The sequence below is a fragment of the Streptomyces sp. NPDC028305 genome, from assembly GCF_055569495.1.
Map to the genome: position 1 here is coordinate 901,682 of NZ_JBVHTN010000001.1, position 25,330 is coordinate 927,011.

General features: G+C 71.7%; 23 protein-coding genes. 15 read left to right on the forward strand and 8 right to left on the reverse strand.

Translation table 11 applies throughout. The annotated features are described in order from the left end of the window. Positions 1–120 precede the first annotated feature (120 nt). The 3 genes from ACZ4WQ_RS04185 to ACZ4WQ_RS04195 form a co-directional block, all read right to left on the reverse strand. A complete protein-coding gene (locus tag ACZ4WQ_RS04185) occupies positions 121–1,953 on the reverse strand; it encodes a stealth family protein (protein WP_311722652.1) in 1,833 nt (610 codons plus the stop codon). A 40-nt stretch (positions 1,954–1,993) separates the two neighbouring features. Continuing rightward, complete coding sequence (locus tag ACZ4WQ_RS04190) at positions 1,994–2,233, reverse strand: hypothetical protein (RefSeq protein ID WP_311722651.1); 240 nt, start codon at positions 2,231–2,233, stop codon at positions 1,994–1,996. Positions 2,234–2,459: 226 nt separating this feature from the next. Beyond that, on the reverse strand, positions 2,460–2,972 hold the full coding sequence (locus ACZ4WQ_RS04195; RefSeq protein ID WP_311722650.1) for a hypothetical protein: 513 nt from the start codon (positions 2,970–2,972) through the stop codon (positions 2,460–2,462). A gap of 136 nt (positions 2,973–3,108) precedes the next feature. On the opposite strand from ACZ4WQ_RS04195, the gene ACZ4WQ_RS04200 reads away from it, so the two are divergent. The 11 genes from ACZ4WQ_RS04200 (at position 3,109) to nirD (ending at position 15,127) form a co-directional block, all read left to right on the forward strand. Then, a complete protein-coding gene (locus ACZ4WQ_RS04200; protein ID WP_311722649.1) occupies positions 3,109–3,786 on the forward strand; it encodes a response regulator transcription factor in 678 nt (225 codons plus the stop codon). Between the two features lie 8 nt (positions 3,787–3,794). Then, entirely contained in the window at positions 3,795–5,117 is a 1,323-nt protein-coding gene (locus tag ACZ4WQ_RS04205; protein WP_311722648.1) for a sensor histidine kinase, read from the forward strand. 79 nt (positions 5,118–5,196) lie between these two features. Next, positions 5,197–6,471: an ATP-binding protein gene (locus ACZ4WQ_RS04210; protein WP_398369618.1), complete on the forward strand. Its 1,275-nt coding sequence runs from the start codon at positions 5,197–5,199 to the stop codon at positions 6,469–6,471. Next, positions 6,471–6,917, forward strand: a complete 447-nt coding sequence (locus tag ACZ4WQ_RS04215) for a roadblock/LC7 domain-containing protein (RefSeq protein ID WP_311722646.1) — start codon at positions 6,471–6,473, stop codon at positions 6,915–6,917. The genes ACZ4WQ_RS04210 and ACZ4WQ_RS04215 overlap by 1 nt, the downstream gene beginning before the upstream one ends. Then, complete coding sequence (locus ACZ4WQ_RS04220; protein WP_311722645.1) at positions 6,914–7,273, forward strand: DUF742 domain-containing protein; 360 nt, start codon at positions 6,914–6,916, stop codon at positions 7,271–7,273. Before ACZ4WQ_RS04215 ends, ACZ4WQ_RS04220 begins: the two co-directional genes overlap by 4 nt. Before the next feature lie 76 nt (positions 7,274–7,349). Then, positions 7,350–8,051 (forward strand): GTP-binding protein, encoded by a 702-nt coding sequence (locus ACZ4WQ_RS04225; protein WP_358847513.1) that lies wholly within the window; start codon positions 7,350–7,352, stop codon positions 8,049–8,051. After that, positions 8,048–9,319 carry a cytochrome P450 gene (locus ACZ4WQ_RS04230; protein WP_311722643.1) on the forward strand — a complete coding sequence of 424 codons (1,272 nt, stop codon included), beginning with the start codon at positions 8,048–8,050 and terminating at the stop codon, positions 9,317–9,319. The genes ACZ4WQ_RS04225 and ACZ4WQ_RS04230 overlap by 4 nt, the downstream gene beginning before the upstream one ends. Positions 9,320–9,321: 2 nt before the next feature. Continuing rightward, a complete protein-coding gene (locus ACZ4WQ_RS04235; protein WP_468022019.1) occupies positions 9,322–10,605 on the forward strand; it encodes a cytochrome P450 family protein in 1,284 nt (427 codons plus the stop codon). A gap of 81 nt (positions 10,606–10,686) precedes the next feature. Then, positions 10,687–12,132, forward strand: a complete 1,446-nt coding sequence (locus ACZ4WQ_RS04240; RefSeq protein ID WP_468022020.1) for an NAD(P)/FAD-dependent oxidoreductase — start codon at positions 10,687–10,689, stop codon at positions 12,130–12,132. Positions 12,133–12,134: 2 nt separating this feature from the next. Further along, a complete protein-coding gene (nirB, locus tag ACZ4WQ_RS04245) occupies positions 12,135–14,756 on the forward strand; it encodes a nitrite reductase large subunit NirB (protein WP_468022021.1) in 2,622 nt (873 codons plus the stop codon). Beyond that, positions 14,753–15,127, forward strand: coding sequence for a nitrite reductase small subunit NirD (gene nirD, locus ACZ4WQ_RS04250; protein ID WP_311722639.1), 375 nt, complete (start codon positions 14,753–14,755; stop codon positions 15,125–15,127). The genes nirB and nirD overlap by 4 nt, the downstream gene beginning before the upstream one ends. Here nirD and ACZ4WQ_RS04255 read toward each other — a convergent pair. From ACZ4WQ_RS04255 to ACZ4WQ_RS04275, 5 genes are all read right to left on the reverse strand, one after another. Then, complete coding sequence (locus ACZ4WQ_RS04255; protein WP_468022022.1) at positions 15,110–16,318, reverse strand: hypothetical protein; 1,209 nt, start codon at positions 16,316–16,318, stop codon at positions 15,110–15,112. The two genes, nirD and ACZ4WQ_RS04255, sit on opposite strands and share 18 nt — an antisense overlap. A 79-nt stretch (positions 16,319–16,397) precedes the next feature. After that, positions 16,398–17,588, reverse strand: a complete 1,191-nt coding sequence (locus ACZ4WQ_RS04260) for a CU044_5270 family protein (protein WP_468022023.1) — start codon at positions 17,586–17,588, stop codon at positions 16,398–16,400. A gap of 1 nt (position 17,589) precedes the next feature. Then, complete coding sequence (locus ACZ4WQ_RS04265) at positions 17,590–18,138, reverse strand: RNA polymerase sigma factor (RefSeq protein WP_468022024.1); 549 nt, start codon at positions 18,136–18,138, stop codon at positions 17,590–17,592. 147 nt (positions 18,139–18,285) lie between these two features. Next, positions 18,286–19,668: an endo-1,4-beta-xylanase gene (locus tag ACZ4WQ_RS04270; RefSeq protein ID WP_468022025.1), complete on the reverse strand. Its 1,383-nt coding sequence runs from the start codon at positions 19,666–19,668 to the stop codon at positions 18,286–18,288. 13 nt (positions 19,669–19,681) lie between these two features. Continuing rightward, positions 19,682–20,782, reverse strand: a complete 1,101-nt coding sequence (locus ACZ4WQ_RS04275) for an endo-1,4-beta-xylanase (protein WP_398369600.1) — start codon at positions 20,780–20,782, stop codon at positions 19,682–19,684. A gap of 119 nt (positions 20,783–20,901) precedes the next feature. Here ACZ4WQ_RS04275 and ACZ4WQ_RS04280 point away from each other — a divergent pair, with 119 nt between their 5' ends. The 4 genes from ACZ4WQ_RS04280 (at position 20,902) to ACZ4WQ_RS04295 (ending at position 25,302) form a co-directional block, all read left to right on the forward strand. Then, complete coding sequence (locus tag ACZ4WQ_RS04280; RefSeq protein ID WP_385341512.1) at positions 20,902–21,945, forward strand: LacI family DNA-binding transcriptional regulator; 1,044 nt, start codon at positions 20,902–20,904, stop codon at positions 21,943–21,945. A 140-nt stretch (positions 21,946–22,085) separates the two neighbouring features. Continuing rightward, the gene (locus ACZ4WQ_RS04285) at positions 22,086–23,405 is read left to right on the forward strand and encodes an ABC transporter substrate-binding protein (protein ID WP_311722632.1); all 1,320 of its coding nucleotides are present in this window, start codon (positions 22,086–22,088) and stop codon (positions 23,403–23,405) included. Next, positions 23,405–24,379, forward strand: coding sequence for a carbohydrate ABC transporter permease (locus ACZ4WQ_RS04290; RefSeq protein ID WP_385341508.1), 975 nt, complete (start codon positions 23,405–23,407; stop codon positions 24,377–24,379). Before ACZ4WQ_RS04285 ends, ACZ4WQ_RS04290 begins: the two co-directional genes overlap by 1 nt. Beyond that, positions 24,376–25,302, forward strand: a complete 927-nt coding sequence (locus ACZ4WQ_RS04295) for a carbohydrate ABC transporter permease (protein ID WP_394816704.1) — start codon at positions 24,376–24,378, stop codon at positions 25,300–25,302. Before ACZ4WQ_RS04290 ends, ACZ4WQ_RS04295 begins: the two co-directional genes overlap by 4 nt. Positions 25,303–25,330: the final 28 nt, after the last annotated feature.

The following is a 25,330-nucleotide window of genomic DNA, read 5'->3' on the forward strand; positions in this document are numbered from 1 at the left end:
AGCGTCGGGAGTGTTGTGGGTGGCGTACTTGTCGCACATCAGGTGCACATCCGCGCGGGTGCCCGCCGCGTCGAGGCCGGCTTCGCTCGCGAGGGATGGTACGTGCCGCCCTGCCGGAGCTCACCGGCGATGCTCCCCCTTCTCGTACGGGGAGGGCACAGGGAAGTACGCGTCGAGGAACGGGCCGAGCAGGGCCTGTTGTGCGTCGATGTCCTGCTCGCCGGAGACGGTGTCGTTGAGGCAGAACACCTGGCGATCCCGGCGTGCCAGCAACCTGGCGAGCCGTGTCGCGGTGTCCGGGTGCGACAGGTCCAGGTAGGTGTAGCGGAGGCTGCCGGGGACCGCGCGGGCCGTGTGGAAGGCGTAGTAGTGGTGGAGCGATGAGGCGATGGACAGGTCGTCCATGCTGCGGAAGGTGTTGCCGGCGGTGGCCTGGTGGCGGGTGGCGAAGCCGGTTTCGATCTCTTCCAGGACGCTGCGTCGCAGCGGGTGGGGGGTGTGTTTCATCTTCTGGGTGATCACGGTGCCGAAGTGGGCCTGGATCAGCGTTCGGTTGTTCTTCCCGGCGATCGAGACCGGCACGTCGTCGTTGGACGGCTCGCCCGGCGGGATCAGCGCGGGGGAGGGGAAGAACTTGGTCAGCCCGTTGGCGTGGAAGAAGTCCTGTGGTGTGACGGGCCGGCCGAGGAAGACGTCGTCGTTGAAGTAGAGGAAGTGCTCGGCCAGGCCGCCGATGCGGTGCAACTGGCTTTCGATGGCGTGTGAGTTGAAGGTCGGCAGCACGCTCGGGTCGGCGAAGATCTCCTTGTGGCTGACCACCCGCAGCCCTGGGGCGTCCAGGTTCAGCCAGGACGGTATCTGGTCGTCGGTCACCAGGAACACTTTGCGGATCCATGGTGCGTTCTGGTGCAGGGAGCGCAGCGAGTAGCGCAGTTCGTCGCGGCTGATGAACCGCGCCGCGTTCGCGGCCTCCTCGTGGTATGCCGTCCCGGCGGCCTCGGCCCGGCGGCGCAGCCAGGCCGGGTCCTGGCCGTCGACCCAGGTGTAGACCACGTCGACGGGGAACCGGATGTCGTCGGGCCGGGGCGCGGCGAACTCCCGGCGGGTGCGGACTTCGGGCAGTGGACGGCCCGTGGCGGGGGCGAGCCGGGTGAATCCCGCGTCGGAGATCCGCACGGGCGCGTCGGAGCGGGGCACCTGATCGGCCACCCGGTTCGGGCGGGGCGCGAGTAGCCGGTCGCCGTCGGCGGGCCAGAACTCCACGTCGCAGCCGTGTTCGGGGCCCAGCACCAGTCGGCCGGTGGGGTCGCTGTGGTACCAGGTCATGCGGATCACCTCCGCTGTGGCGAGCTTCTGCCAGGAGGCGGGGGCGAAGCCGGGCGCGGAGGAGCGGGGCGTACGGGTCCGCCGGTCCATGGCGGAGACATAGCCGGGCAGGGTTTCACAGAGTTCGGCCAGGGCCTGGTGGACCCGGGGGCGGTCCTCGGCGGGCGTGGCGACGACGGCCGAGCCGTCCCGGCCACCGCGCACACAGAAGTAGTCGACGTGTGCCTCGTCCAGCGCCCGGCACACCGCGGCCAGGTTGTCGCCGCGCGCCTGCAACGGCGAGACGGCCTGACCGACGAGGGTCACCTTGGGGACGCCCCGCACGCTGTGCAGGGCCCGGTCCGGGGCGTCCGACAGGCCCCTCAGGCGCCGCAGTTCGCGGGCAGACCGCACCCGGCCCATACCGGACGCGGGCGTCGGGACGGCGGCGAGGCGCCGCTTGACCTGTCTGCGCACCTCGGGGGAGAACCGCTGGGCGAGCGCCCGGCGGGTCCTCACCGGCAGGCCCCGCCGGTAGACGCCGACCCACCAGGACGTCTCCGGGTTCCGCTGGACGAGTGCCGCCGCGTGGGCGCTCCACGGCGAATCCTCGGTGGGCGCCACATCCGGCGCAGATTGCTTCTTCACGTGTCCCGACCTCTCGAAATGATCTGCATGTGGGACCGGATCAGACGTCTACGTCGACGGAACCGCAGAAGACACAGGTGTGGAAGCCGTCCCCCGAGGCCTCCGACGACCGTGTCCGGCCACAGTCGTCGCAATGGCGGACGGGCCGGCCCTCCGCTTCGCCGCATACGTCGTCGGCCGACGCGGGGAACCCCGTCCGGAACCGGACCCGGCTGGTCAGACGGCTCAGCGCGGCCATCGGGTAGCGGAAGACGAACACCGCGGACACCTTTCGTCGCACAGACCGGTCACCGTTACTTGCCTGATGAGAGGAAAAGCGTTCGCGGGCGCCACCGGCTGACCGCTGGACCAGGCCCAGGACCACGTGAACGCCCGCACACGGCCGCGCCAGGACCCTCAACCATCCCCGGGACGGCCACGAGCCGCCCGGAATCCCGGACGGACTCAGGCCCGGGACCGTCGGCCACTCCCGGGGCCGGCGGTCCGTCGTGGGGCGCGGCCGTGCGCTACCGCTTCTTCGGGGTCGCCGGAACGGGAGTGACATGGCACTTCTTGGCCGGGATCCCCTTGAGGGCCAAGTCGGCGCGCTGGTGCTCCACGGCCTTGCACCATGTGCCCGGCTTGCCGGGCTTGCCCGGGAAGGCCGGAGCGGGGCACTTCGGGGCGCGGATCGGCTTGCCGGTGACGTCCTTCACCACGGACAGGTCGGCGATCTTGATGCCCTTGACCGCCTTGACCGCCTTGTTGGCCTTGGCGACCTCGGTGGCCTCGGTGGCCTCGGCGCTCTGGACGGCTTTGCCGAGCTCGACGGCCTTGCCGGCCGGGACAGGCTTGCCGGGTGTGACCACACAGGGCTTGGGCCCCTTGGCCGCGCTCAACACAACGGAACTCCCCTTCGAACCGGTGTGCGACGGGCCGGCGGCCGAGGCGGAGGTCATGGCCCCCAGCGTCAGAACGCCGACCGCGGCGGCGAGCGCGACACCCCGGCGCTTGGTGGCGGTGGAACTGGAGCGAGTCACAAGTGTCTCCTGGCGTAGGCGGGTTGGGCCCGGCGGACGCTCGATCCGTCGGTGCACCCACCGTGGCGTACCGACGCTGAGTCCTCGCTGAAGGCTCTTCAGCGGAGGCTCAGCTTGCGCGTGCCATGCTGCTGCCGTGCGCATTCTCGTGGTGGAAGACGACGCCCGGCTCCGCGAACTCCTCAAGGAAGGCCTGGAGCAGGAGGGTTTCACCGTCGAGACGGCCGGTGACGGGCGCAGTGGCCTGGCGCTCGCCCAGGGCGCCGAGTACGCGGCGATCGTGCTGGATGTGATGCTGCCCGGGCTGTCCGGCTATCAGGTCTGCTCCCGGCTGCGGGAGGCCGGCATCTGGACCCCGATCCTGATGCTGACCGCCAAGGACGGCGAATACGACGAGGCCGACGGCCTCGACGTCGGCGCGGACGACTACCTGACCAAGCCGTTCTCCTACGTCGTCCTGATCGCGCGGGTGCGGGCCCTGGTGCGGCGCGGCGGCCTGGACCGGCCCGAGGTGCTGGAACTGGGTGATCTGCGGCTGGAGCCGGCGGCCCTGGCCTGTAGCCGGGGGAGGGAGAGCGTCACGCTGACGGCCAAGGAGTTCGCCGTGCTGGAGTGCCTGGCCCGCCGCGCGGGACAGGTGGTCTCCAAGACCGAGATCGTGCACACGGTGTGGGACACCGCCTACGACGGCGGGGCCAATCTCGTCGAGGTCTACATCAGAACCCTGCGCCGCAAGATCGACGTGCCGTACGGCCGACAGGCGATCCGCACGATACGGGGCGCGGGATATCTGCTGGCCCGCGACGGAGGGTGACCGACGGCATGAGCCTGCTGACCGGAATGAGTGTCCGCGCCAAGGCCACGTCGGCCGCCGTCGGCACCGTCGCCCTCGCGATGGCGCTGTGCATGCTGGCCCTGGTGCTGGTCCTACGGCAGAACCTGAGCGACAGCGCGGAGGCGGACGCCGAGCAGGCCGCAGTCAGCGTCGCGGACCAACTGGTGAGGTCCGGGCATCTGCGGCGCGAGGCGGTGGTCGTCGCACCGCAACCGGTGACCATCAAGGACGCGGGGGGACGGGTGATCACCACCGGACGTCCGGCGAAAGCTGTGCTGGGCCACAAGGTGGAGTTCCGCGTACCCGCCTTCCCTGCGAGGGCCCACACGCCGTACAGCGTGGACGTCGCCCCCTCGACCACGGCCCTCGACAACGCCACCCAGCTGCTGCTGCGCCAGGTCGCCCCAGCGGCCGCCGGTCTCGTGCTGTTCGTGGCCGCCCTGACCTGGCTGCTGGTCGGCCGGGCCCTGCGCCCGGTGGCCGCCATACGGGAGGAGTTCACCGAGATCACCGAGCGCGATCTGCACCGCCGCGTCCCGGTGCCCAAGGCGCGCGACGAGATCTTCCGGCTGGCGCGGACCATGAACGCCACCCTGGACCGGCTGCACCGGGCCATGACCCGGCAGCGCCAGTTCGTCGCGGACGCCTCGCACGAGCTGCGCAGCCCCATCGCGGCCGTACGCGCCCAGCTCGAACTCGCCCTGGCCCGCCCCTCGCGCACGGACTGGCCGACCGTCGTGCACAAGGCCCTCCAGGACACCGACCGTCTCCAGGCCGTCGCCTCCGACCTGCTGCTGCTCGCCAGGCTGGACGCGCAGGAGGCGCCTTCCCGGGCCCCGGTGGACCTCGCGGCGCTGGCGGCCGAGGAGGTACGGCGCCATCCGGGCGTGGTCGTGGCGGCGGGCGAGGACGGCCACGCCGGGCCGCCCGTCGTCGTCCACGGCAGCCGCGTACAGCTCTCCCGGCTGCTCACCAATCTCGTCGACAACGCCCGCAGACACACGCGTACGACGGTCACGGTCGGTGTCTCTGTCGGTGTCTCGGTCGGTGTCGGGGTCCACGGCGACGGCATGGTGGAGCTGTCGGTGGACGACGACGGCCCCGGCATCGCCGAGGCCGACCGCGAGCGGGTCTTCGAGCGCTTCACCCGGCTGGACGACGCGCGGGCCCGGCAGGACGGCGGCACCGGTCTCGGCCTCGCGATCGCGCAGGACATCGCCCATGCCCACGGCGGGACTCTGACCATCGGGACCAGCCCCCGGGGCGGGGCCCAGATACGGCTGAGGCTTCCGTCTGAGATGCGACTTTGACAACTACCAGACACAACTGATCAGTTGGTCAGTAGTATCTGCCCGTTCTTGGCCGCGTCGCGGGTGGAGGTGTACGAAGGTGCCGTCGGAGACCGTGACCGTCATCGTGGTCGCGTCCGCTGTGCTGGCGCTGGTCTCGCTGTCGGGCGCGGTGTGGGTCGTCAAGCTGCGGAGAGCGCTCGCCGAGGAGCGTGGGGCGGCGGAGCGGGAGCGGGCCGCGGCCGCCGGGGCGCGGGCCGCCGCCGAGCAGGAGCGGGCCGTCGCGGCCGAGCGGGGCGAGGAGGTGGCCCGGCTGGCCGCCCTGCGGGTCGAGTTGGACGAGGCGGCCCGCCGGGAGCGGAACCTGCGCGACTCCGTCCAGGCGTCGTTCGAGTCCGTGGCCAGGAATGTGCACGCCATGGCGGTGGTGCAGCAGCAGGTCCTCGACGGCCTCGAACAGCGCATCAGCGAGGCGGCCGTGATGGCCGAGGTGATGAAGGCCGACCACGCCGCGGCCCAGATGACCCGCAAGGCACAGACCCTGATGGTGATGTGCGGGATCTGGCCCGCGCGGCGCGAGACCCGGCCGGTGACGCTCTTCGACTGTGTGCGCGGCGCGCAGTCGCGGATCGTGGAGTTCGGGCGGGTGGAGGTGCACGGCGGGCAGACGCTGTACGTGGTGGCGCCCGCGGTCGAGGGCCTGATGCACTCCGTCGCCGAACTGCTGGAGAACGCCACCGTCTTCTCCCCCTCGCGCACTCAGGTCGCCGTCTCCGTCCGGGAGGTCGCGGCGGGCGCGGTGCTCGAGATCGACGACGCGGGGCTCGGGATGCCGCCCGATGTGCTGGAACAGGCCGTCGCCCAGCTCCGGGAGGGGCTCGACCTGGCTCAGCTCGGGGCGGTGCCACGGCTGGGCCTCGCGTGTGTCGGGCGCTGGTCGCGGGAGCTGGGCTTCGGCGTGGAGCTGTCGACGGCCTCGGCGTACGGCGGGACGCGGGCGGTGGTCTTCGTGCCGCACCGGCTGCTGGGCGGGGGCGCCGAGCCGGTCCTGGACGCGGAGCCGGTCGTCGTCGAGCCCGTGACCGCGCCCGCCCCCGCCGGGCCCGGATCCGAGGGCGGGGCCGGGCTGCCGCAGCGGCGCAACCGGCGCCGTACGGCCCCGAAGGCGCCCGAACTCAAGGCGCCCGCGCCCGACGACGACCCCTGGACCCCCGAGGCCGCCCGCGCCTCGATCGCCAGCATCGTCTCCGGCACCCGCCGCGGGCGCGCGGAGCTGGCCGAGGAGGCCGGGGCCGAGGACGCCGAGGCGGAGCAGGACCCGGACACGGACCGACAGGACCCACAGGACCGACAGGACCGAGAAGGAGGCCGGTAGTGGCCGGAACCATATCCAGGCTCCCGGACGTTGGATGGATGCTGCGTCCGCTGACGCAGATCCCGGGCGTGCGGCATGCCGTCGTCGTCTCGGAGGACGGTCTGCGCATGGGGCACGACTCCGCCGAGGGGTTGACGGGGGAAGTGCCCTTACTGGACGTGGCGGAGGCCGAGTCCCTGGCCGCCGCCTGTGCGGCGCTCACGGTGACCGGGCAGTCCACGGCGGCGCTGTTGTTCGGGCACGAGGCGGGGGTGCGGCAGCTGATGGTCGAATCCGACAAGGGGTTCGTGCTGTTCACCTCGGCCGGCCGGGGGGCGTCCCTGGGAGTGGCCACCGACCCGGAGGCGGATGTCGGCCTGGTGGCCCAGCAGATGCAGCTGCTGGTGGCGAAGATCGGCTCCCATCTCTCGAGCCGCCCTCGGGAGTCGATGAACCCGGCGTCATGACCGAGCCCCGAGAGGAACGGACCACCGCGGCCGTGCGGCCCTACGTGATCACACGTGGCCGTGCCGGTTCCTCACGGGACGACCTGCCCTGGGAGACGCTCGTCATGGCCTCGGGGAGCGCGCCGCCGCCGGAACTCCAGCCGGAGTACCGGCGGATCGTCGACTTCTGCCAGGGCCTGCTGTCGGTGGCGGAGGTGGCCGCGCACCTCGGCCAGCCGCCGGCCGTGGTGCAGGTGCTGCTGGCCGACCTCATCGACTGGGGGCACCTCGTGGCGCGCCCGCCGGTCCGGGTCGTCGAGCGTGCCGATAGGGACTTGCTGAGGAAGGTGCTCGATGGGCTTGAGAGCAAGCTCTGAGGTCTGGGCCGGGGCGGCCGGAGGGACCAGAGCGGACGGCGTGGCCGGAGCGCCTGGAGCGGACGGCGTGAATGACATGAACAGTGCGAAAGATGTGGACAGCGGGGGCGGCGTGGACAGCAAGAGCGGCGTGGACGACATGAAGGACGACGCGGACGCGGACAAAGCCGACGACTCGGCCGACGCCGACGATCTGGCCGACACACCCGTCATGTACGTGCAGTCCAGCGTGTCCGGCGCGGCCAAGATCCTGGTCGTCGGCCCCATGGGCGTCGGCAAGACCACGCTGATCGGCACCGTCTCGGAGATCAAGCCGCTGTCCACCGAGGCGACCATGACCAAGGCGGGCGCCCGGCTCGACACCGCCGTACGGCCGTCCAAGATCACGACCACCGTGGCGCTGGACTTCGGCCGGATCACGCTCGGCGGCGAGCTGGTGCTCTATCTGTTCGGCACGCCGGGGCAGCAGCGCTTTCTACCCGCGTGGAAGGACCTGGCGCGCGGCGCCCTGGGCGCCCTCGCGCTGGTCGACACCCGCGACCTGGAGGCGTCCTTCGACGCCATCGGCCACCTCGAAGACCTGGACGTCCCCTTCTCCGTCGCGGTCAACGCCTTCCCCGACAGCGTGCTGCACAGCGAGGACGATCTGCGCTCCGCGCTCGATCTGCTCCCCCACACCCCGCTGGTCATCTGCGACGCGCGGGAGCACAAGTCCTCGGTCAAGGCGCTGATCTCGCTGGTCACCCACCTCATAGAGACCATCACGGAGGCGTCATGACGGTCGGCGCGCCGCCCGGGCCGCCCGACCCGGTGCCGCTGTACGGGCCGGGGCTGGACGGCGACATGCCCGCGCGGTACGAGCGGATGCGCCGCGAGCACGGCCCGGTGGTGCCCGTGGCCATCGCCCCCGGCGTCGAGGCGTGGCTGGTGCTCGGCCATCGCGAGCTGCTCCATCTGACCCGCGACGAGCAGTACTTCTCGCACGACCCCAGGCGCTGGTCCGCGCTGCGCGACGGCCGGGTGCCGCCCGACTCGCCGCTGATCCCGCTGGTCGGCTGGCGCCCCGCGCTGCTGTTCGCCGACGGCCGGCAGCACCGCCGGATGCGCCAGGCGGTCGCCGAGGCGCTGGCCCGGCTCGACGGGCACGAGCTGATCCGCCGGGTGCGGGCCACCGCCGAGCGCCTGATCGCCGGGTTCGCCGACCGCCACGAGGCGGATCTGGTGCCGCAGTACGCGCGGATGCTCCCGCTCCAGGTCGTCACCCAGCTCCTGGGTCTCGACGAGGAGCAGGGGCCGCGGCTCGTCGAGGCGATCGCCGCCGTCGTCGCCCCCACCGCCGCCGCCACCGGCGCCAACCGGCGCATGGGCGGCATGCTGCTGGAGCTCATCGAGCGGAAGAAGCGGCAGCCGGGCCCGGATGTGACCTCCTGGCTGCTGGAGCACGAGGTCGGCCTCAGCGACCAGGAGGTGCTGCACAACCTCGTCGTGATCATCGTGGCGGGGAATCAGACCACCGTGAACTGGATCGCCGACGCCGTACGGGTCCTGCTCACCGACCCGGGCTTCCGCTCCTCGCTGAGCGGCGGCCATCTCACCGTCGACGACGCACTGGACCTGGTGCTGTGGCGCTACCCGCCGACCGCCAACTTCCCCGGCCGCTACGCCACCCGCGATCTGCGCTTCGGCGGGCAGCACATCCGCGCCGGGGACATGCTCATCCTGGGCCTGGCGGGGGCCAACGCCGACCCCGAGGTGCTGCCCGAGGACGGGCGGCCGGTCGTCGGCAACCGCTCGCACCTCGCCTTCGGCGCGGGCCCGCACACCTGCCCGGCACAGGACCCGGCGCGGCTGATCACCCGAACCGCCGTGGACACGCTCCGGCACCGGCTGCCGGACCTCGAACTCGCGGTGACGAAGGACCAGCTGACCTGGATCACCTCGCCCTGGTCCAAGAACCTGGCCGGGCTGCCCGTGCGGTTCACCGCACCACAGCTCGCCGCGGGCGCGGCGACAACCCCCACCGCGGATCCGGATTCAGGAGACTGACGATGACCGACGACGGCCGATGCCCCGTATCGCACACCGGCTCGGCACCGCACCGGCTGGACCCCACCGGAGCCGGCCAGCACGCGGTCAACGAGCGGCTGCGGGAGCGCGGGGCCGCGGTCCCGGTCCTGCTGCCCGGCGACGTCACGGCCTACGCCATCACCCGGCACGAGGAGCTCAAGGAGTTCGTCGCCCACCCCGAAGTCGCCAAGGACGCCCGCCACTTCGCCGCGCTGCGGGACGGTGAGATCCCGCCCGGCTGGCCGCTCGCCACCTTCGCCACCGTACGGGGCATGACCACCGCCGACGGCGCCGACCACAAGCGGCTGCGGTCCCTGGTCACCCGGGCGTTCACCCCGCGCCGGGTGGAGCGGCTGCGCCCCGCCGTCGAGGAGCTGACCGCCGCGCTCCTGGACCGGCTGGCCGAGGCCGCCGCCGCGGCCCCCGACGGCGTGGCCGATCTGCGACGCCACTTCGCGCTGCCGCTGCCCATGGGCGTGATCTGCCGGCTGCTCGGCGTCGACGCCGAGCACCAGGACCGGCTGCACGCCCTCTCCAACGACATCGTCGGCACCCGCACCGCGCCCGAGCGGGCCCTGGCCGCCAACCGCGAGATGATCGCCATCCTGGGCCAGGTGGCCGCCGCGCGGCTGCGCTCCCCGGGCGACGACCTGACGAGCGCGCTGATCGCCGCCCGTGAGGAGGACGGTGACCGGCTCAGCGAGGAGGAGCTGATCGGCACCCTGCTGCTGGTGATCATCGCCGGGCACGAGACCACGCTCAACCTGATCACCAACGCCGTGCGGGCGCTGTGCGCCCATCGCGACCAGCTGGAGCTGGTGCGCTCCTCCAAGGCGTCCTGGGGCGATGTGGTGGAGGAGACCCTGCGCCACGACAGCCCCGTCAGCTTCTTCCCCTTCCGCTACCCGACCCGCGACCTGCCCGTCGGCGACACGGTGATCCCCCGGGGCGCCCCCGTCCTCGTCTCGTACACCTCCGCCGGGCGCGACCCCCGGGCCCACGGCGCGGACGCCGACCGCTTCGACATCACCCGCCACGCCCGCCCGGACGCCGCCCGCCATCTGTCCTTCGGCCACGGCGCGCACTACTGCCTCGGCGCCCCGCTGGCCCGGATGGAGGCCACGATCGCCCTCCAGGCGCTGTTCACCCGCTTCCCCCGGCTGGACCTGGCCGTCCCCGACGAGCAGCTCGTCCCGCACCCCAGTTTCGTCGGCAACAGCCCGCAGGAGCTTCCGGTGCTGCTCACGGCGGCTCACAGCGGCTGACGGGGCGCGCTGAGGGCAGCGTTGCTTCAGGGAAACGGCGGTGATGCGGCCGGGTAACAGGCGGCCCGCACGCTTCCTGGCATGAGGTCGAACAGGGAGCCGGAGCGGGAGCCGGGCAGCGGCCGGCGGGTGGTGATCGTCGGCGGCGGCATGGCCGGGACGCGGCTGGCGCAGCAGCTCGCCACGGCCGCCGGCGGCTCTGTCGGCTCCGTTGACGTCACGGTCATCGGCGAGGAGCCGCACCCGGCGTACAACCGGGTGCTGCTCGCCGAAGTCCTCGCCGGGCGGTACGCCCCCGGAGTCATCGCCCTCCCGGCCCTCGCTGCCGGCCGTCGGCTCAGCGGCGTACGCGTGGTCCGGCTCGACCGGGACCCGGGCGAGGTGGTGTGCGACGACGGGCGCCGCGTCCCCTACGACTCGCTGGTGCTGGCCACCGGCTCCAACCCGGTGCTGCCGCCGCTGCGCGGTCTCTTCGAGCCGCACGGCCACGAGCTGCCGGACGGCGTCCACGCCTTCCGCACCATGGACGACTGCCTCGCGCTCGCCGCGGCCGTCCGCCCCGGCGCCCGCGCCGTCGTCATCGGCGGCGGCCTGCTCGGCGTCTCCGCGGCGCGGGCCCTGGCCCAACGCGGCGCCCAGGTCGTCCTCGCCCACCAGGGCGAACACCTCATGGAGCGGCAGCTGGACGCGGGGGCGTCGCGGGTGTTGCGACAACACGTCGAGGCACTGGGTGTGGAGGTCCACACGGAGTGCCGGGTGCGGGGGCTGCGGACGCGGTCCCTGGACGGCGGCGGGCGCGCCGTGAGCGCCGCCGAGCTGGCCGACGGATACGCGCTGGAGGCCGATCTGGTCGTCCTCGCTTGCGGGGTCCGGCCGCGCGTGGGGTTGGCCCGCGCGGCCGGGCTCGACGTGGTGCGCGGTGTCGTCGTGGACGACGAGCTGCGTACGAGCGACCCGCGGGTCTTCGCGATCGGTGACTGCGCGGAACACGGCGGCGTCCTGTACGGCTTGGCCGGCCCGGCCCAGGACCAGGCGGATGTGCTGGCGCGGATTCTCTCCCCCACCCCGCCCCTTCCCGAAACTCAGGGGCTCCGCTCCGCCCCAGGCCCCGACGCTTCACACCTGGTTGTGGGCAATCGTGCCGCGGAGGGGGCACCTCCCAGCGGTAGCTGGGGGAGGAACGGGTGGGCACAACCCGGCCACCGGGGCGCACCCGGCAGCGAAACCGGGCCCCGGTACACGGGGAGCCGTGCTCTGACCCGGCTGACACTCGCCGCGACTTCCAACCCCCTCGACCTCGCCGCGTTCGGCGAGACCACCCCCGCCCCCGGCGACGACGTCGTGCAGCTGGCCGACGCCACGCGGAACGCGTACCGCAAGGTCGTGGTCCGCGGGGACCGCCTCGTCGGGGGCATTCTGCTCGGCGATCTCGGCAGCGTCGGCGCGCTCGCCCGTACCTGGGAGGGTGACGAGCCGCTCCCCTCCACCCCCTTGCTGCACCTGCTGACCAACGATGGAGGCTCCTGACGATGAGCGCACAGAACCCCGCCACCGCCCCCACCATCGTGCTCGTCGGGCACGGCATGGTCGGCCAGCGCTTCCTGGAGGCCCTCGCCGAGCGCGGCGTGACCGAGCGCGCCCGGGTCGTCGTGTTGTGCGAGGAGCCGCGCCCGGCCTATGACCGGGTCCAGCTGACCTCGTACTTCGCGGGCCGGACCGCCGAGGACCTGTCCCTCGTCGAGGACGGGTTCATGGCCCGCCACGGCATCGAGCTGCACCTGGGCGACCCGGCCGAGTACATCGACCGCGCCGGGCGCACGGTCACCGCGCGCTCGGGGCTGACCGTGGCGTACGACGCGCTGGTGCTGGCCACCGGCTCGTATCCGTTCGTGCCGCCGGTGCCGGGCAAGGACAGCCGGGGCTGCTTCGTCTACCGGACCATCGAGGACCTGCTGGAGATCGAGGAGTACGCCAAGAACTGCTCGTCCGGCACCGTGGTCGGCGGCGGGCTGCTGGGTCTCGAGGCGGCGGGCGCGCTCAAGGGACTCGGGCTGACCACGCACATCGTGGAGTTCAACCCGCGGCTGATGGCGATCCAGGTGGACGAGGGCGGCGGCGCCGCGCTGCGCCGCACCGTGGAGGACATGGGCCTGGTCGTGCACACGGGCGTCGGCGGCAAGGAGATCACCGCGAACACGGACGGCGCGGTCACCGCGATGGCCCTCTCCGACGGCTCGTCCATCGACACCGATCTGGTCGTCTTCTCGGCGGGCGTGCGCCCCCGCGACCAGCTGGCGCGCGACTGCGGGCTGACGGTCGGGGAGCGCGGCGGGATCGCGGTGGACGAGCGGTGCCGTACGAGCGACCCGGCGGTGTACGCGATCGGCGAGTGCGCGCTGGCCGCCGACGGCCGGGTGTACGGGCTGGTGGCGCCAGGGTACGAGATGGCACTCGTGGCCGCGGACGAGATCGCCGAGGCGAGCCGCGAGAGCGGCTTCACGGGCGCCGACACCTCCACCAAGCTCAAGCTGCTGGGCGTGGACGTGGCCTCGTTCGGCGATGCGCACGGCACCGCCGAGGGCTGCCTGGACGTGGTGTACTCCGACTCCCGCGCGGGCGTCTACAAGAAGCTGGTGATCGGCCCGGACGGGGCGCTGCTCGGCGGGGTGCTGGTCGGCGACGCCGAGTCGTACGGCATGCTGCGGCCGCTGACCGGCAGCGTGCCCCCGATCGCCCCGGAGCAGCTGGTGCTGCCGGCCGGGCTGGGGGCGCCCGTCGCGCTCGGCCCGTCCGCGCTGCCGGACGAGGCGGTCATCTGCAACTGCCACAACGTCACCAAGGGCACGATCCGCGCGGCGGTCACCGACCACCAGTGCGCCACGGTCCCCGAGGTGAAGAAGTGCACCAAGGCGGGCACCGGCTGCGGCAGTTGCGTCAAGGCACTGACCTCGCTGGTCAACGACGAACTCGAAGCGAGCGGCGTCAGCGTCGACAAGGGGCTGTGCGGCTGCTTCTCCTACACCCGGGCCGAGCTGTACGAGATCGTCCGGACGCTGCGCATCACCACCTACGCCGCGCTGCTGGACAGCCACGGCCGCGAGGAGGCGCGCAGCGGCAACGGCTGCGAGGTCTGCAAGCCGACCGTGGGGTCGATCATCGCCTCGCTCGCGCCGACGGTGGGCGCCAGCGGCTATGTGCTGGACGGCGAGCAGGCCGCGCTCCAGGACACCAACGATCACTTCCTGGCGAATCTTCAGCGCAACGGCTCGTATTCGATCGTGCCGCGCATCCCCGGCGGGGAGATCACGCCCGAGAAGCTGATCGTGATCGGCGAGGTGGCGCGCGACTTCGGGCTCTACACGAAGATCACCGGCGGGCAGCGGATCGACCTGTTCGGCGCCCGCGTGGACCAGCTGCCGCTGATCTGGGCGCGGCTGGTGGACGCCGGGTTCGAGTCGGGGCACGCGTACGGCAAGGCGCTGCGCACCGTGAAGTCGTGCGTGGGGCAGACCTGGTGCCGCTACGGCGTGCAGGACTCGGTGCGGATGGCCATCGACCTGGAGCTGCGCTACCGGGGGCTGCGCTCCCCGCACAAGCTGAAGTCGGCCGTCTCGGGCTGTGCGCGCGAGTGCGCGGAGGCGCGCGGCAAGGACTTCGGGGTGATCGCCACCTCGAACGGCTGGAACCTGTACGTCGGGGGCAACGGCGGCGCGGACCCGCGCCATGCGGATCTGCTCGCCCAGGACCTCGACGACGAGCAGCTGATCCGGCTCATCGACCGGTTCCTGATGTTCTACATCCGCACCGCGGACCGGCTGGAGCGCACCTCCGCCTGGCTGGAGCGGATCGAGGGCGGCCTCGACCACGTACGGGACGTGGTGGTCGACGACTCGCTGGGGCTGTGCGCCGAGCTGGAGTCGCTGATGGCCGACCATGTGGCGGGCTACCGCGACGAGTGGGCCGAGACCCTCGACGACCCGGAGCGGCTGCGACGCTTCGTGTCCTTCGTCAACGCGCCGGACGCGCCGGACCCGACGGTGAAGTTCGTGCCCGAGCGCGACCAGGTCAAGCCGGACCTGACGATCCTGTCCGGCCCCAGCATCCCCGTCCGCACTCTCGACCGCACTCTCGAAGGGACTGCAAGCCGATGACCATGGCACCCGAGCGGACCGCCGTCCGCGTGGAACTCCTCGTCGACCAGCGGTGGTTCGCGGTCTGCGATCTCTCCGACCTGATCCCGGGGCGCGGGGTGGCCGCGCTGCTGCCGGACGGGACCCAGGTCGCGGTCTTCCTGGACCGCGCGGGGCAGGCGTACGCGATCGACAACCGCGATCCGTTCACCGGCGCCTATGTGCTCTCGCGGGGCCTGCTGGGCTCCGTGCGGGAGCGGCCGTTCGTGGCCTCGCCGCTGCTGAAGCAGCGCTTCGACCTGGAGACGGGGCGGTGCCTGGACGACGAGGGGGTCGCCGTCCAGGCGTATGCGGCCCGTACGAATGACGGGGTGTCAGCGCAGGTCGTGTGAGACCAGCAGCCCGCACTGGACGGGGTCGGCCGCGCAGCCGGCCGTCCCCACGGCGAGGGCGCCCTTCGTCCCGGGGACGGCGGCGATGCCGAGCACCGTGGACATCTCGCTGTGCTCGGTGACGTCGGCGGGCAGCTTCTGGGTCGCCCACTCCGTACCGGTCCAGCGGGCCAGCACGGAGTGGGGGTCGCCCGGGGTCCAGCCGCCGACCCACAGCCGCCCGGCGCCGTCCGCGCCCGCGGCGTTCGCCTCGTCGACGGGGAGCGCGGGCAGCGACTCCCAGCGGCTGCCGGTCCAGCGGGCGGCCATGGTGGCCGTCGGCGCGTCCGCGTCGTTGGTCTTGCCGACCCAGTAGACCGAGTTACGGCCGGTGGCGACGGCCTGGCCGGCCACCCAGCCGGTCGGGTGCTCACTGGGGGTGGGCACCTCGCGGACCGTCCAGGCGCTGCCGTTCCAGTGGTACAGCAGCGGTACGGCCACCTCGCCGGTCAGGGCGTCGGCGGTGACCCAGATGTCGTCCGGGCCGGTGCCGGCGATGTCCGAGGGGCGCACCGTCCCGCCGCCGGGTGCGGCGGGGAGGGACACCTTCTGCCACCCGGAGCCGGTCCAGCGCTCCAGGTAGGAGGCCTCGGCGCCGCTCTCCGGGTTCCAGTCGAAGCCGGTCAGCCAGGCCGAGTTCCTGCCGAACGCGGCGATGTCGCCGACGAAGCTCAGCGACCCCTCGGGGGCGGCGGCGTGGTCGACCTTCGTCCACTTCTTGCCGTCCCAGTGCTGAAGCACGATCGGCGCGGACATGTTGTCGTCCAGCGTGCCGGCCGCCCAGGCGTCGTCGGGCGCCGAGGCGGCGACGGCCTCCAGCCGCGCGGGCTTGCCGCCGGTGGAGGCGGCGGGCACATCCGCCCACGCGGTGCCGTTCCAGTGCCTGATCAGGGGGGTGGAGCCATCGGGGCCGTCCGTCCTGCGGCCCACCGTCCACGCGTCCTTGGCGCCGGTCGAGGCGACGTCCCACAGCTCCGTCGAGACGGTCTCGCTCAGCGGCGTCCCCAGCTGCCACGGGGTGTCGGCGCGGGCCGCCCGGTCGGTCGCGGTCGTGGTCGCAGTGCCGGTCGCGGCGTTCGCCTGCGCCCCGAGCGAGCCGAGTGCGATCGCGCACACCGCCACCGCTATGCGCAGCCCTGCGTTCCTGGCCATGGTGCTCCTTCTGCCCGGGGGTGGGTTCTCAGAAGGAAATGGCCGCCGGCCGACGGTTCTTACAGGTGGCCTTGCCCGGTTACTTGGGGGTCTTGAGCTGCCGGTCCGTCCACTCCGACTTCACCGTGGCGGTGTAGTTCACCACCGTGCCCGCCGTGAGCCCCGCCTCGGCGGCCTTGGCGTTCGGCTTGGTCAGCACCTCCTGGTCGGACAGCAGGGCTCCGGTCGCCGGGTCCACGATCAGTTCCGACCGCGCGGTCCCGTAGTCGGGCCGTTCGGTCGCGGGCAGCGCGAAGCCGACCCCCTTGCGCCCCAGCGGGTCCGTGACCTCGCCGAGCGACCGGATGCCCGGCAGACCCGCGATGACGCGGTACGCGGCGGCCCGGACCTCGGGCCTGACCGGGAGGGTGATCAGCCCGGCCGCCTGCCGCCACATCCACTCGGTGCGGCCGGAGATCTCGCTTCCGCGGTCCTCCTCGTAGAGGCCCTCCAGGTACTCCTTCAGCTTCGCCGTGTCGGCGGGGAGCTTCCGCAGATCCGCGTAGGTCACATTGTCCGCGCCCACGGCGGCGATCTTGTCGCCCTGGTTGATCCGGGTCACCGTCGGCCGCTTCTCAGACCCTGACTCGATCCGCAGACCGAGTTTGCCGCCCGACCGGGAGCCGGACTCGGCGAGCGTGACGTCCTTCGGCGATCCGGCGGCCCGCCACCGCGCCGTGTCGCGCTCGGTGCGGGGTTCGGTGGAGTCGTCGATCCCCGAGACCCACAGGCTCTGCGTGCCGGGCCGTACCCCGTGGGACCACTGCTGTGTCTCGGAGGAGACGACCGCGAAGACGGACTCCGACTCGGGCGCGGCGACGACGCCGATCCAGCCCGACCGCGTGGTCGACTGCCAGTAGGCGCCCTCGGCCGCCTTGCTCTCCACCCGGTTGGCCACGTTCAACAGCGCCAGGCGGCCGTTCTCCGGGGTGTGCCGGGAACCGTCCACCGTGGGCCCGGCCGTCGCCCGGGAGCCGTCGGAATCCGGGCCGCCCTGGGGCAGGGTGGCCACGAGCACCCCGGCCACGGCCGCCGTCGCGGCCACGGGCAGCGCCCACCGCCAGGTGAACGGCCGGGCGAACCGCGACGCCTCCGGCGCCTCCCGCGCGCCGGCCAGGATGGCGCTCAGGTCGTGCCTGGCGCGCGCGGAACCGGCCAGGTGCTCCGGATCGAACTCCGCGGGCCGCGCGTCCGCCAGCGTCTTCATGACATCAGGCCGCTTGCGTGCCATGTCAGTGCTCCTTCACTGTCACTTTCGGGCGAGAGTCACGAGAGAGTCCGGCCGAGTCCTCGACCGCGCTGACGGCCCGCTCCAGTCGCCGCCTGGCCCGGTGCAGCCGCACCGAGAACGTAGCGGTGGAGCAGCCGAGGACGCGCGCGGCCTGTCTCGGGCCGAGCCCGTGCCAGGCGACCAGCGTCAGCACCTCGCGGTCCGCGTCGGACAGCGTGGCCAGCGCCTGGAGCGCCGCCTCGCGCTCGGTCACATCCGCGGCCACGTCGCCGACGTGCGGGCCGGAGGTGATGATGCGCTGTGCCTCCTCGGCGGCCAGGGCGTACTGCCTGGCGTCGCGGCGGCGCAGCTCGCGGGTCAGATTGCGGGCCACGCCGAGCAGCCACGGCAGCGGTGGCGTGGGGATGTCCCGCATCCGCCGCCAGGCGACCGTGAAGGTCTCGCTGGTGATGTCCTCACCGACCTGCCGGCCCACCAGGCTCGAGGCGTAGGCGAGCACACGGGGATAGGAATCCTCGTACAGCTCACGGAAGCGTTGGGCGTCGGTCACGCGCCGTCTCCTCATCTTGGCTCTCTCACCTGGCAGTGGTCGAGAGCCGCGATTTCTTACACTCTGAGGAGAGGGAACTCGAAAGCGTGCGGTGCAGTGCAGTGCCTGGACGGCGAGGCGGGTCACCGTCCAGGCGGATGAAGGCGCTCAGGACGTGGTGCAGGTGGCGCCGTTGAGGGTGAAGGCGCCGGGCGCGGTGTTGGCGCCGGACCAGTTGCCGTTGAAGCCGAACGACACCGAGCCGCCGACGCCGATCGTGGCGTTGTAGCCCGCGTCGGCCGCCGTGACCTGGGCTCCGCTCTGGGTGACGGTGGCGTTCCAGGCGGAGGTCACCTGCTGGCCCGAGGGGTAGGTCCAGGCCACCTTCCAGCCGTTGATGGCGCCGGACCCGGTGTTCTTGACCGTCACGTTCGCCGTGAAGCCGGTGTTCCACTGGTTGGTGACGGAGTAGGTGACCGCGCAGCCCGTCGTGGGTGTCGGGTCTCCTCCGCCGTCGCCGCTCCAGCCGAGGGCCTCGGCGATGCCGTAGTACGCCGGTTTGGGCTGGTAGTTCTCGTCGTACGGGGTGGCGGCGCCCTGGCCGTCGAAGACGTCGGGGATCCAGGAGTCGGAGTCGGTGAACCCCCAGACCGTCACCCCCTTGCAGCGGCTGACGGCGGCACACGCGCTGGTGACGGCCTTGTAGTCGGCCTTCTGCTGCGCGAGCTTGGCGTCGGTGACGGGCAGCTGCATCCGGATGTCCAGCTCGGTGACGGCCACGTCCACGCCGAGGTCGGCGAAGCGCTGAAGGTTGGCCTGCATCGTGGACGGCACCTGGCCGAGGATGAGGTGGCCCTGGAAGCCGACGCCGTCGATCGGGACGCCGTCCGCCTTGAGCGACTTGACCAGGTTGTACATGGCGTCGCTCTTCGCACCCGTGCCGTCGGTGTTGTAGTCGTTGAGGTACAGCTTGGCGTCGGGGTCGGCGGCGCGGGCGGCGCGCAGCGCATCGGCGATATAGCTCTGGCCGAGCTTCGTGTACCACATGGACTGCCGGAAGGTGCCGTCCTCGTTGAACGGCTCGTTGACCACGTCCCAGTGCGAGATCTTGCCCTTGTAGCGGCCGACTTCGGTGGTGATGTGGTCGGTCATGAGGGTGCGCAGCTGGTCGGCGGTCCAGCTGCCGGAGGTCAGCCAGCCCGGCAGCTGGCTGTGCCAGACCAGGGTGTGGCCGCGCACCCGCATGTCGTGTGCCTGGGCGAAGTTGACCACGGCGTCCGCGCCGGACCAGTTGTACGAGCCGCGGCTCGGCTCGACGGACTCCCACTTCATCTCGTTGCCGGGGGTGATCGAGTCGAACTGGCTCCCGGCGATGGTGGCGTAGGTCCCGTTGAGCTTGGACGCGGTGACGGCGGTGCCGTAGTACGTGCCCTTGGCCTGGGCCAGGTCGCGCAGCACCGGGTCGGCGGCGCTGCTGGGAGTGGCCAGGCCCAGCAGGAGCGCTCCCGCTGCGGCGAGGCCAAGGGCGGCTCTGCGGATGTGAGGTCTCATCGCGTACGGCCTCCTATGATCCGGCCAGGCCGTCGCGGAACGCGGTGTAGGCGGGCTTGGGCTGGTAGTTGTCGTCGTACAGGTTGGCCGCGCCCTGGCCGGGGAAGGTGCCGGGCACCCAGGAGTCCCGGTCGCCGAAGCCCCATACGGTGATGCCGGCGCAGCGGGAGATGGCGAGGCAGGTCTGGGCCACGGTCTTGTAGTTGGCCGCCTGCTGCTGGAGCTTGGTGGAGTCGGCCGGGGTGGCCATCCGGATGTCGAGCTCGGAGACCACGATCTCGAGGCCGAGGTCGGCGAAGCGCTGGAGGTTGGCCTTCACGGTGGACGGCACCTGGTTCACGATGAGGTGGCTCTGGAAGCCGACGCCGTCGATGGGCACGCCCTGGCTCTTGAGCCGCTGGACCAGGTTGTACAGGCCGTTGCTCTTCGCGCCCGTGCCCTCGGTGTTGTAGTCGTTGATGAAGAGCTTGGCGCCGGGGTCGGCGGCGCGGGCGGCGCGGAAGGCGTCGGCGATGTACGACTCGCCCAGCTGCTGCTGGAACTTGGACTGGCGCAGCGATCCGTCCTCGTTGAAGGCCTCGTTGACCACGTCCCAGCGCTGGACCTTGCCCTTGTAGCGGCTGATCTGGGTGGTGACGTGGTCGGTCATGATGGTGCGCAGCTCGGCGTTGGAGAACGAGCCGTTGGCCAGCCAGTTCGGCAGCTGGCTGTGCCAGACCAGGGTGTGGCCGTAGACCTTCTGGTTGTTGCTCTGCGCGAAGGAGACGAGCCGGTCGGCGGCGGCCCAGTTGAACTGGCCGCGGTTGGGCTCGACCGAGCCCCACTTCATGGCGTTTTCGGCGGTGACGCTGGAGAACTCGGTCTTCGCGATGTTGGCGTAGGTGGCGTCGCCGAGCCGGCCGTCGTTGATGGCCGTTCCGATGAAGCGGCCGGTGCGGTCGGCGACCTCGCGGAGGGTGGGGTTGGCCTGGACGCGGGTGTCGCCCGCCGCCGTATCCGCCGCCCCTCCTGCCGGGTGTTCGGCTGCCTGGCCGGGGGCGGCGAGGCCGAAGGCCAGCGTCGCCATGGTGGCCGAGGCCACCAGCGCTGCGCTGCGTAAGCTCAAGAGCTTCATGGACGTCCCTCTCTTCTCTTCACGTCTGATCCGGTTTTCCGGAAGACTTCTGCAAGGTTCCGAGGGTGCGCCCGGAAAGCTAGAGGCGGGAGTGACTCTCGTCAACGGAGGAGGCGGAAATGGCTACGGAGAGCGCGGGGCCCGAGGGCGGGGCCCGGCCCAAGGTCACGATCACGGCCATCGCACAGGAGGCCGGGGTGTCGGTGCCGACGGTCTCGCGGGTCGTCAACGGGCGCTCGGACGTCTCGCCCGAGACCCGGGCCCGGGTGGAGAATCTGCTGCGGCTCCACGGCTACCGACGCCGCCAGACCGCCCCGGGAGACCGCGCCGCCCTGCTGGACCTGGTCTTCAACGACCTGGACAGCCCCTGGGCGGTGGAGATCATCCGCGGGGTGGAGGAGGTCGCGCACCAGGACGGCGTGGGCACGGTGGTCTCCGCCATCCACGGCCGGGCGGGCGCGGCGCGGCAGTGGATGAAGAACCTGCGGGCGCGCGCCTCCGACGGGGTGATCCTGGTGACCTCCGTGCTCGAACCGGTGCTGCACGAGGAGCTGCGGCGGCTGAACGTGCCGATCGTGGTGGTCGACCCGGCCGGCGCCCCCGCCCTGGACGCGCCCACCATCGGGGCCACCAACTGGGCGGGCGGAATGGCCGCGACCGAGCATCTGCTGAGCCTGGGCCACCGCCGGATCGGCTTCATCGCGGGCCCGCCGCGGCTGCTGTGCAGCCGGGCCCGGCTGGACGGCCACCGGGCCGCCCTGGAGTCGGCGGGGGTGCCGTACGACCAGGCGCTGGTCGCGCAGGGCGACTTCTACCACGAGTCGGGTTTCGTGGGCTGCGATCAGCTGATGGACGCCGCCACCCCGCCCACCGCCGTGTTCGCCTCCAGCGACCAGATGGCCCTGGGCGCGATCGAGGCCCTGCGCCGCCGGGGGCTGCGGGTGCCGGAGGACGTGAGCGTGGTGGGCTTCGACGACCTTCCGGAAGTCCGCTGGTCGGCCCCGCCGCTGACCACGGTGCGCCAGCCGCTCGCGGAGATGGGCAAGCTGGCGGCCCGTACGGTGCTGCGCCAGGCGCGTGGCGAGGAGATCGAGTCGCCCCGGGTGGAGCTCGCGACGGCGCTGGTCGTCCGCGCCAGCACGGCCGCGCCGAGCACGGCCTGAGCCCGACGACCGGCCGCGCCGGTTCGTGCGTTCCAACAGGCCTGTTTGTGCGATCTATTGACAGGTCGTCAGCGCGCTCATACCGTCCACGCAATCACTTCCGAGAATTATCGGGCTACTTCCGGAAGGCACATGCGACGATGACGATGCGTACACCCAGGTCACGTTCCATCCTCCGCGCCTCCACCCTCGCAGCCGCACTGCTTCTGGCCACCACCTCCCTCTCCGCCTGCGGCAGCTCCGGCCCCGGTGGCTCGGACGACGACTCCATCGACGTCTGGGTCTACCAGGACGCCTCGACCAAGGTGCAGCGCGCGGTCGTCGAGCGGTTCAACAAGACGTCCAAGGTGAAGGCGAAGCTCACCGAGGTGCCCGGCGAGGGCTACTCGGACAAGATGCGCACCTCGATGGGCACCCCCAACGCCCCGGACGTCTTCTTCAACTGGGGCGGCGGCAGCATCAGCGACTTCGTGAAGGAGGACATGCTGGTCGACCTCGGCCCGGCCTTCAAGAAGGACCCTGAGCTCCAGAAGGCGTTCATCCCCTCCATCCTCAAGGCCGGAGCGGTGAACAACACCTATTACGGCATCCCCATGCGCGGTATGCAGCCGGTGATCCTCTTCTACAACAAGAAGGTGTTCCAGGACGCGGGCGCGCGGCCGCCCAAGTCCTGGGACGATCTGCTGGGCCTGATCGACACCTTCAAGAAGAAGGACGTCACCCCCTTCGCGCTCGCGGGCACGGACCCGTGGACCGAGCTGATGTGGGTGGAGTACCTGGTGGACCGCTACGGCGGGGCCGATGTCTTCAAGAGGATCCAGAGCGGGGACGCCTCCGGGTGGGACGACCCGGCCGTGCTGAAGACCGCCGAGACGATCAAGCAGCTGGTCGACCGGGGCACCTTCGGCAAGAACTACAAGTCGGTCAACTACACCGCCGACGGGGCCTCCACGCTGTTCGCCAAGGGCAAGGCCGCGATGCATCTGATGGGCTCCTGGGAGTACGCCAACCAGAAGGCGAACCAGCCGGACTTCGCCAAGTCCGGGCTCGGCTGGACCGACTTCCCGGCCATCCCTGACGGCAAGGGCGACCCCAAGAACGTGGTGGGCAACCCGACCAACTACTGGTCCGTCAACGCCAAGACGAAGGGGAAGAAGCGGGACGCGGCGATCGAGTTCGTGAAGTTCGCCGCCAAGCAGGACTACTCCAAGGACCTGATCTCCAACGGCGATGTGCCCGCCACCTCCGACGCCGAGTCCCTGCTGAGCGAGCACGAGAACCCGACCTACGCGCGGTTCCAGTACGACCTGGTGCGTGCGGCGCCCAGCTTCACCCTCTCCTGGGACCAGGCGCTGTCGGCCAAGAACACCCCGGCGCTGCACACCAACATCCAGAAGCTGTTCAACGGGCAGCTGAGCCCGACCGGGTTCGTCGCGGCGATGAAGAAGGACATCAAGTAATGACAGGCGCCGTCAGCAAAGGCGCCGACGACAAAGGCGCCGGGGGCAAAGGCCACAGCGGCAAGGGCCCCAGCGGCAAGGGCGGCGGCGTGGGCAGCGGCGTGGGCCGCCCCAGCGCCGCCTGGGCGCTCCCCGGGGCGCTGTTCTTCGCGTGCTTCGCCATCGTCCCCATGCTGCTGGTCGGCTATCTGGCCTTCACCGACTGGGACGGCATCGGCTCCCCCCAGTGGACCGGCACCGACAACTGGTCCCGGCTGTGGCACGACCCGGACATGCGCCAGGCGGTCTGGCTCAGCCTGCTGCTGACCGTGCTGACCTGGCTCGTCCAGACCCCGATCGCGCTGCTGCTGGGCGTGTGGGCGGCCGGGCGGCAGCGCAACCGCGCCGTGCTGTCGGCGATCTTCTTCCTGCCGCTGCTGGCGTCCTCCGTCGCCCTCGCCCTGGTGTGGAAGCAGCTGCTGGACCCCAACTTCGGCCTCATCGCGGAGATCGGGCCGGCCCTCGGCTTCGCGGACGGCGATCTGCTCGGCGACCCCCAGGGCGCCCTCGGCGCCATCCTCTTCGTCACCGCCTGGCAGTTCATCCCCCTCCACACCCTGATCTACCAGGGCGGCGCCCGGGCCATCCCGCGCTCGCTCTACGACGCGGCGGCCATCGACGGGGCGGGCACCGTCCGCCAGTTCTTCTCCATCACCCTGCCCCAGCTGCGCAACACCGTGGTCACCTCCTCGGTGATCATGGTGGTGGGCGCGCTGACCTTCTTCGACACCGTCCTGATCCTCACCAAGGGCGGCCCGGGCACGGACACCAGCATCGTGCCGTTCCTGATGTACAAGAACGGCTTCCAGGCCTTCGACCTCGGCTACGCCAGCGCGGTCGCGGCCCTCCTCGTCGTCGTCGCCACCACCGTCTCGCTGCTGCTGGTGCGGCTGACCGGCTTCAGCGCGATGCGCAGCACCCGGGAGGGGATGTGACCGACGTGCTGCGCCGGCGCCCCGGGGCGGACCCTGCGGCGGGCGGGGCGGCCCCGCCGCCCAGGCCCCGGCGCGCGGGGCTGCCCCGTCTCCTGAAGGGAAGCGGCCCGCGGAGGCCCAACTACCCGGCCGGGCTCGCCTCCCTCATCTGGCTGGTCATCGTCGGCGCCCCGCTGTATGTGCTGGTGGCCACCACCTTCCGGACCCGCGACGGCTATATCGACGACGGCCCGCTCTCGCTGCCCACCCACCTCACGTTCACCAACTACGACCGGGTCCTCAGCAGCCACTTCTTCACCTACCTGGGCAACACCCTGGTCGTCACCGCCGTCTGCGCCGCCATCGTCATCGTGCTGTCGGTGACCGTCGGCTACGCGATCGTGCGCGCCCGCAGCCGGCTGTCCCAGCGCGTCTTCCAGATGTTTCTGCTCGGGCTCGCGATCCCGTCCCAGGCCGTGATCATCCCCATCTATCTGGTGATCACCAAGCTCCAGCTGTACGACACCCTGCTGGCGGTGATCCTGCCGACGGCCGCCTTCTCGCTCCCGGTCAGCGTGCTGATCCTGGCGGGCACCATGCGCGACATCGACGAGGAGCTGTACGAGTCGATGGCGCTGGACGGCGCGGGGCCGACCCGGGTGCTGCTGCGGCTGGTGGTGCCGATGTCGCGGGCCGGGATCTCCACGGTCGGCGTGTACTCGGCCCTGCACGCCTGGAACGGCTTCATGTTCCCGCTGATCCTCACCCAGTCCAGGAGCAACCGGGTGCTGACCCTGGGTCTGTACGACTACGTCGGCGAGTTCCGGGTGGACACCCCGGCGCTGCTCACCGCGGTCGTGCTGTCCATCGTCCCGATCTTCGTCGTCTATCTCTTCGCGCGCCGTCAGCTGATCAACGGCCTGATGGGCGTGGGCGGCAAGTGACCGGCCCCGAGACCCGACGCGGCTCCGA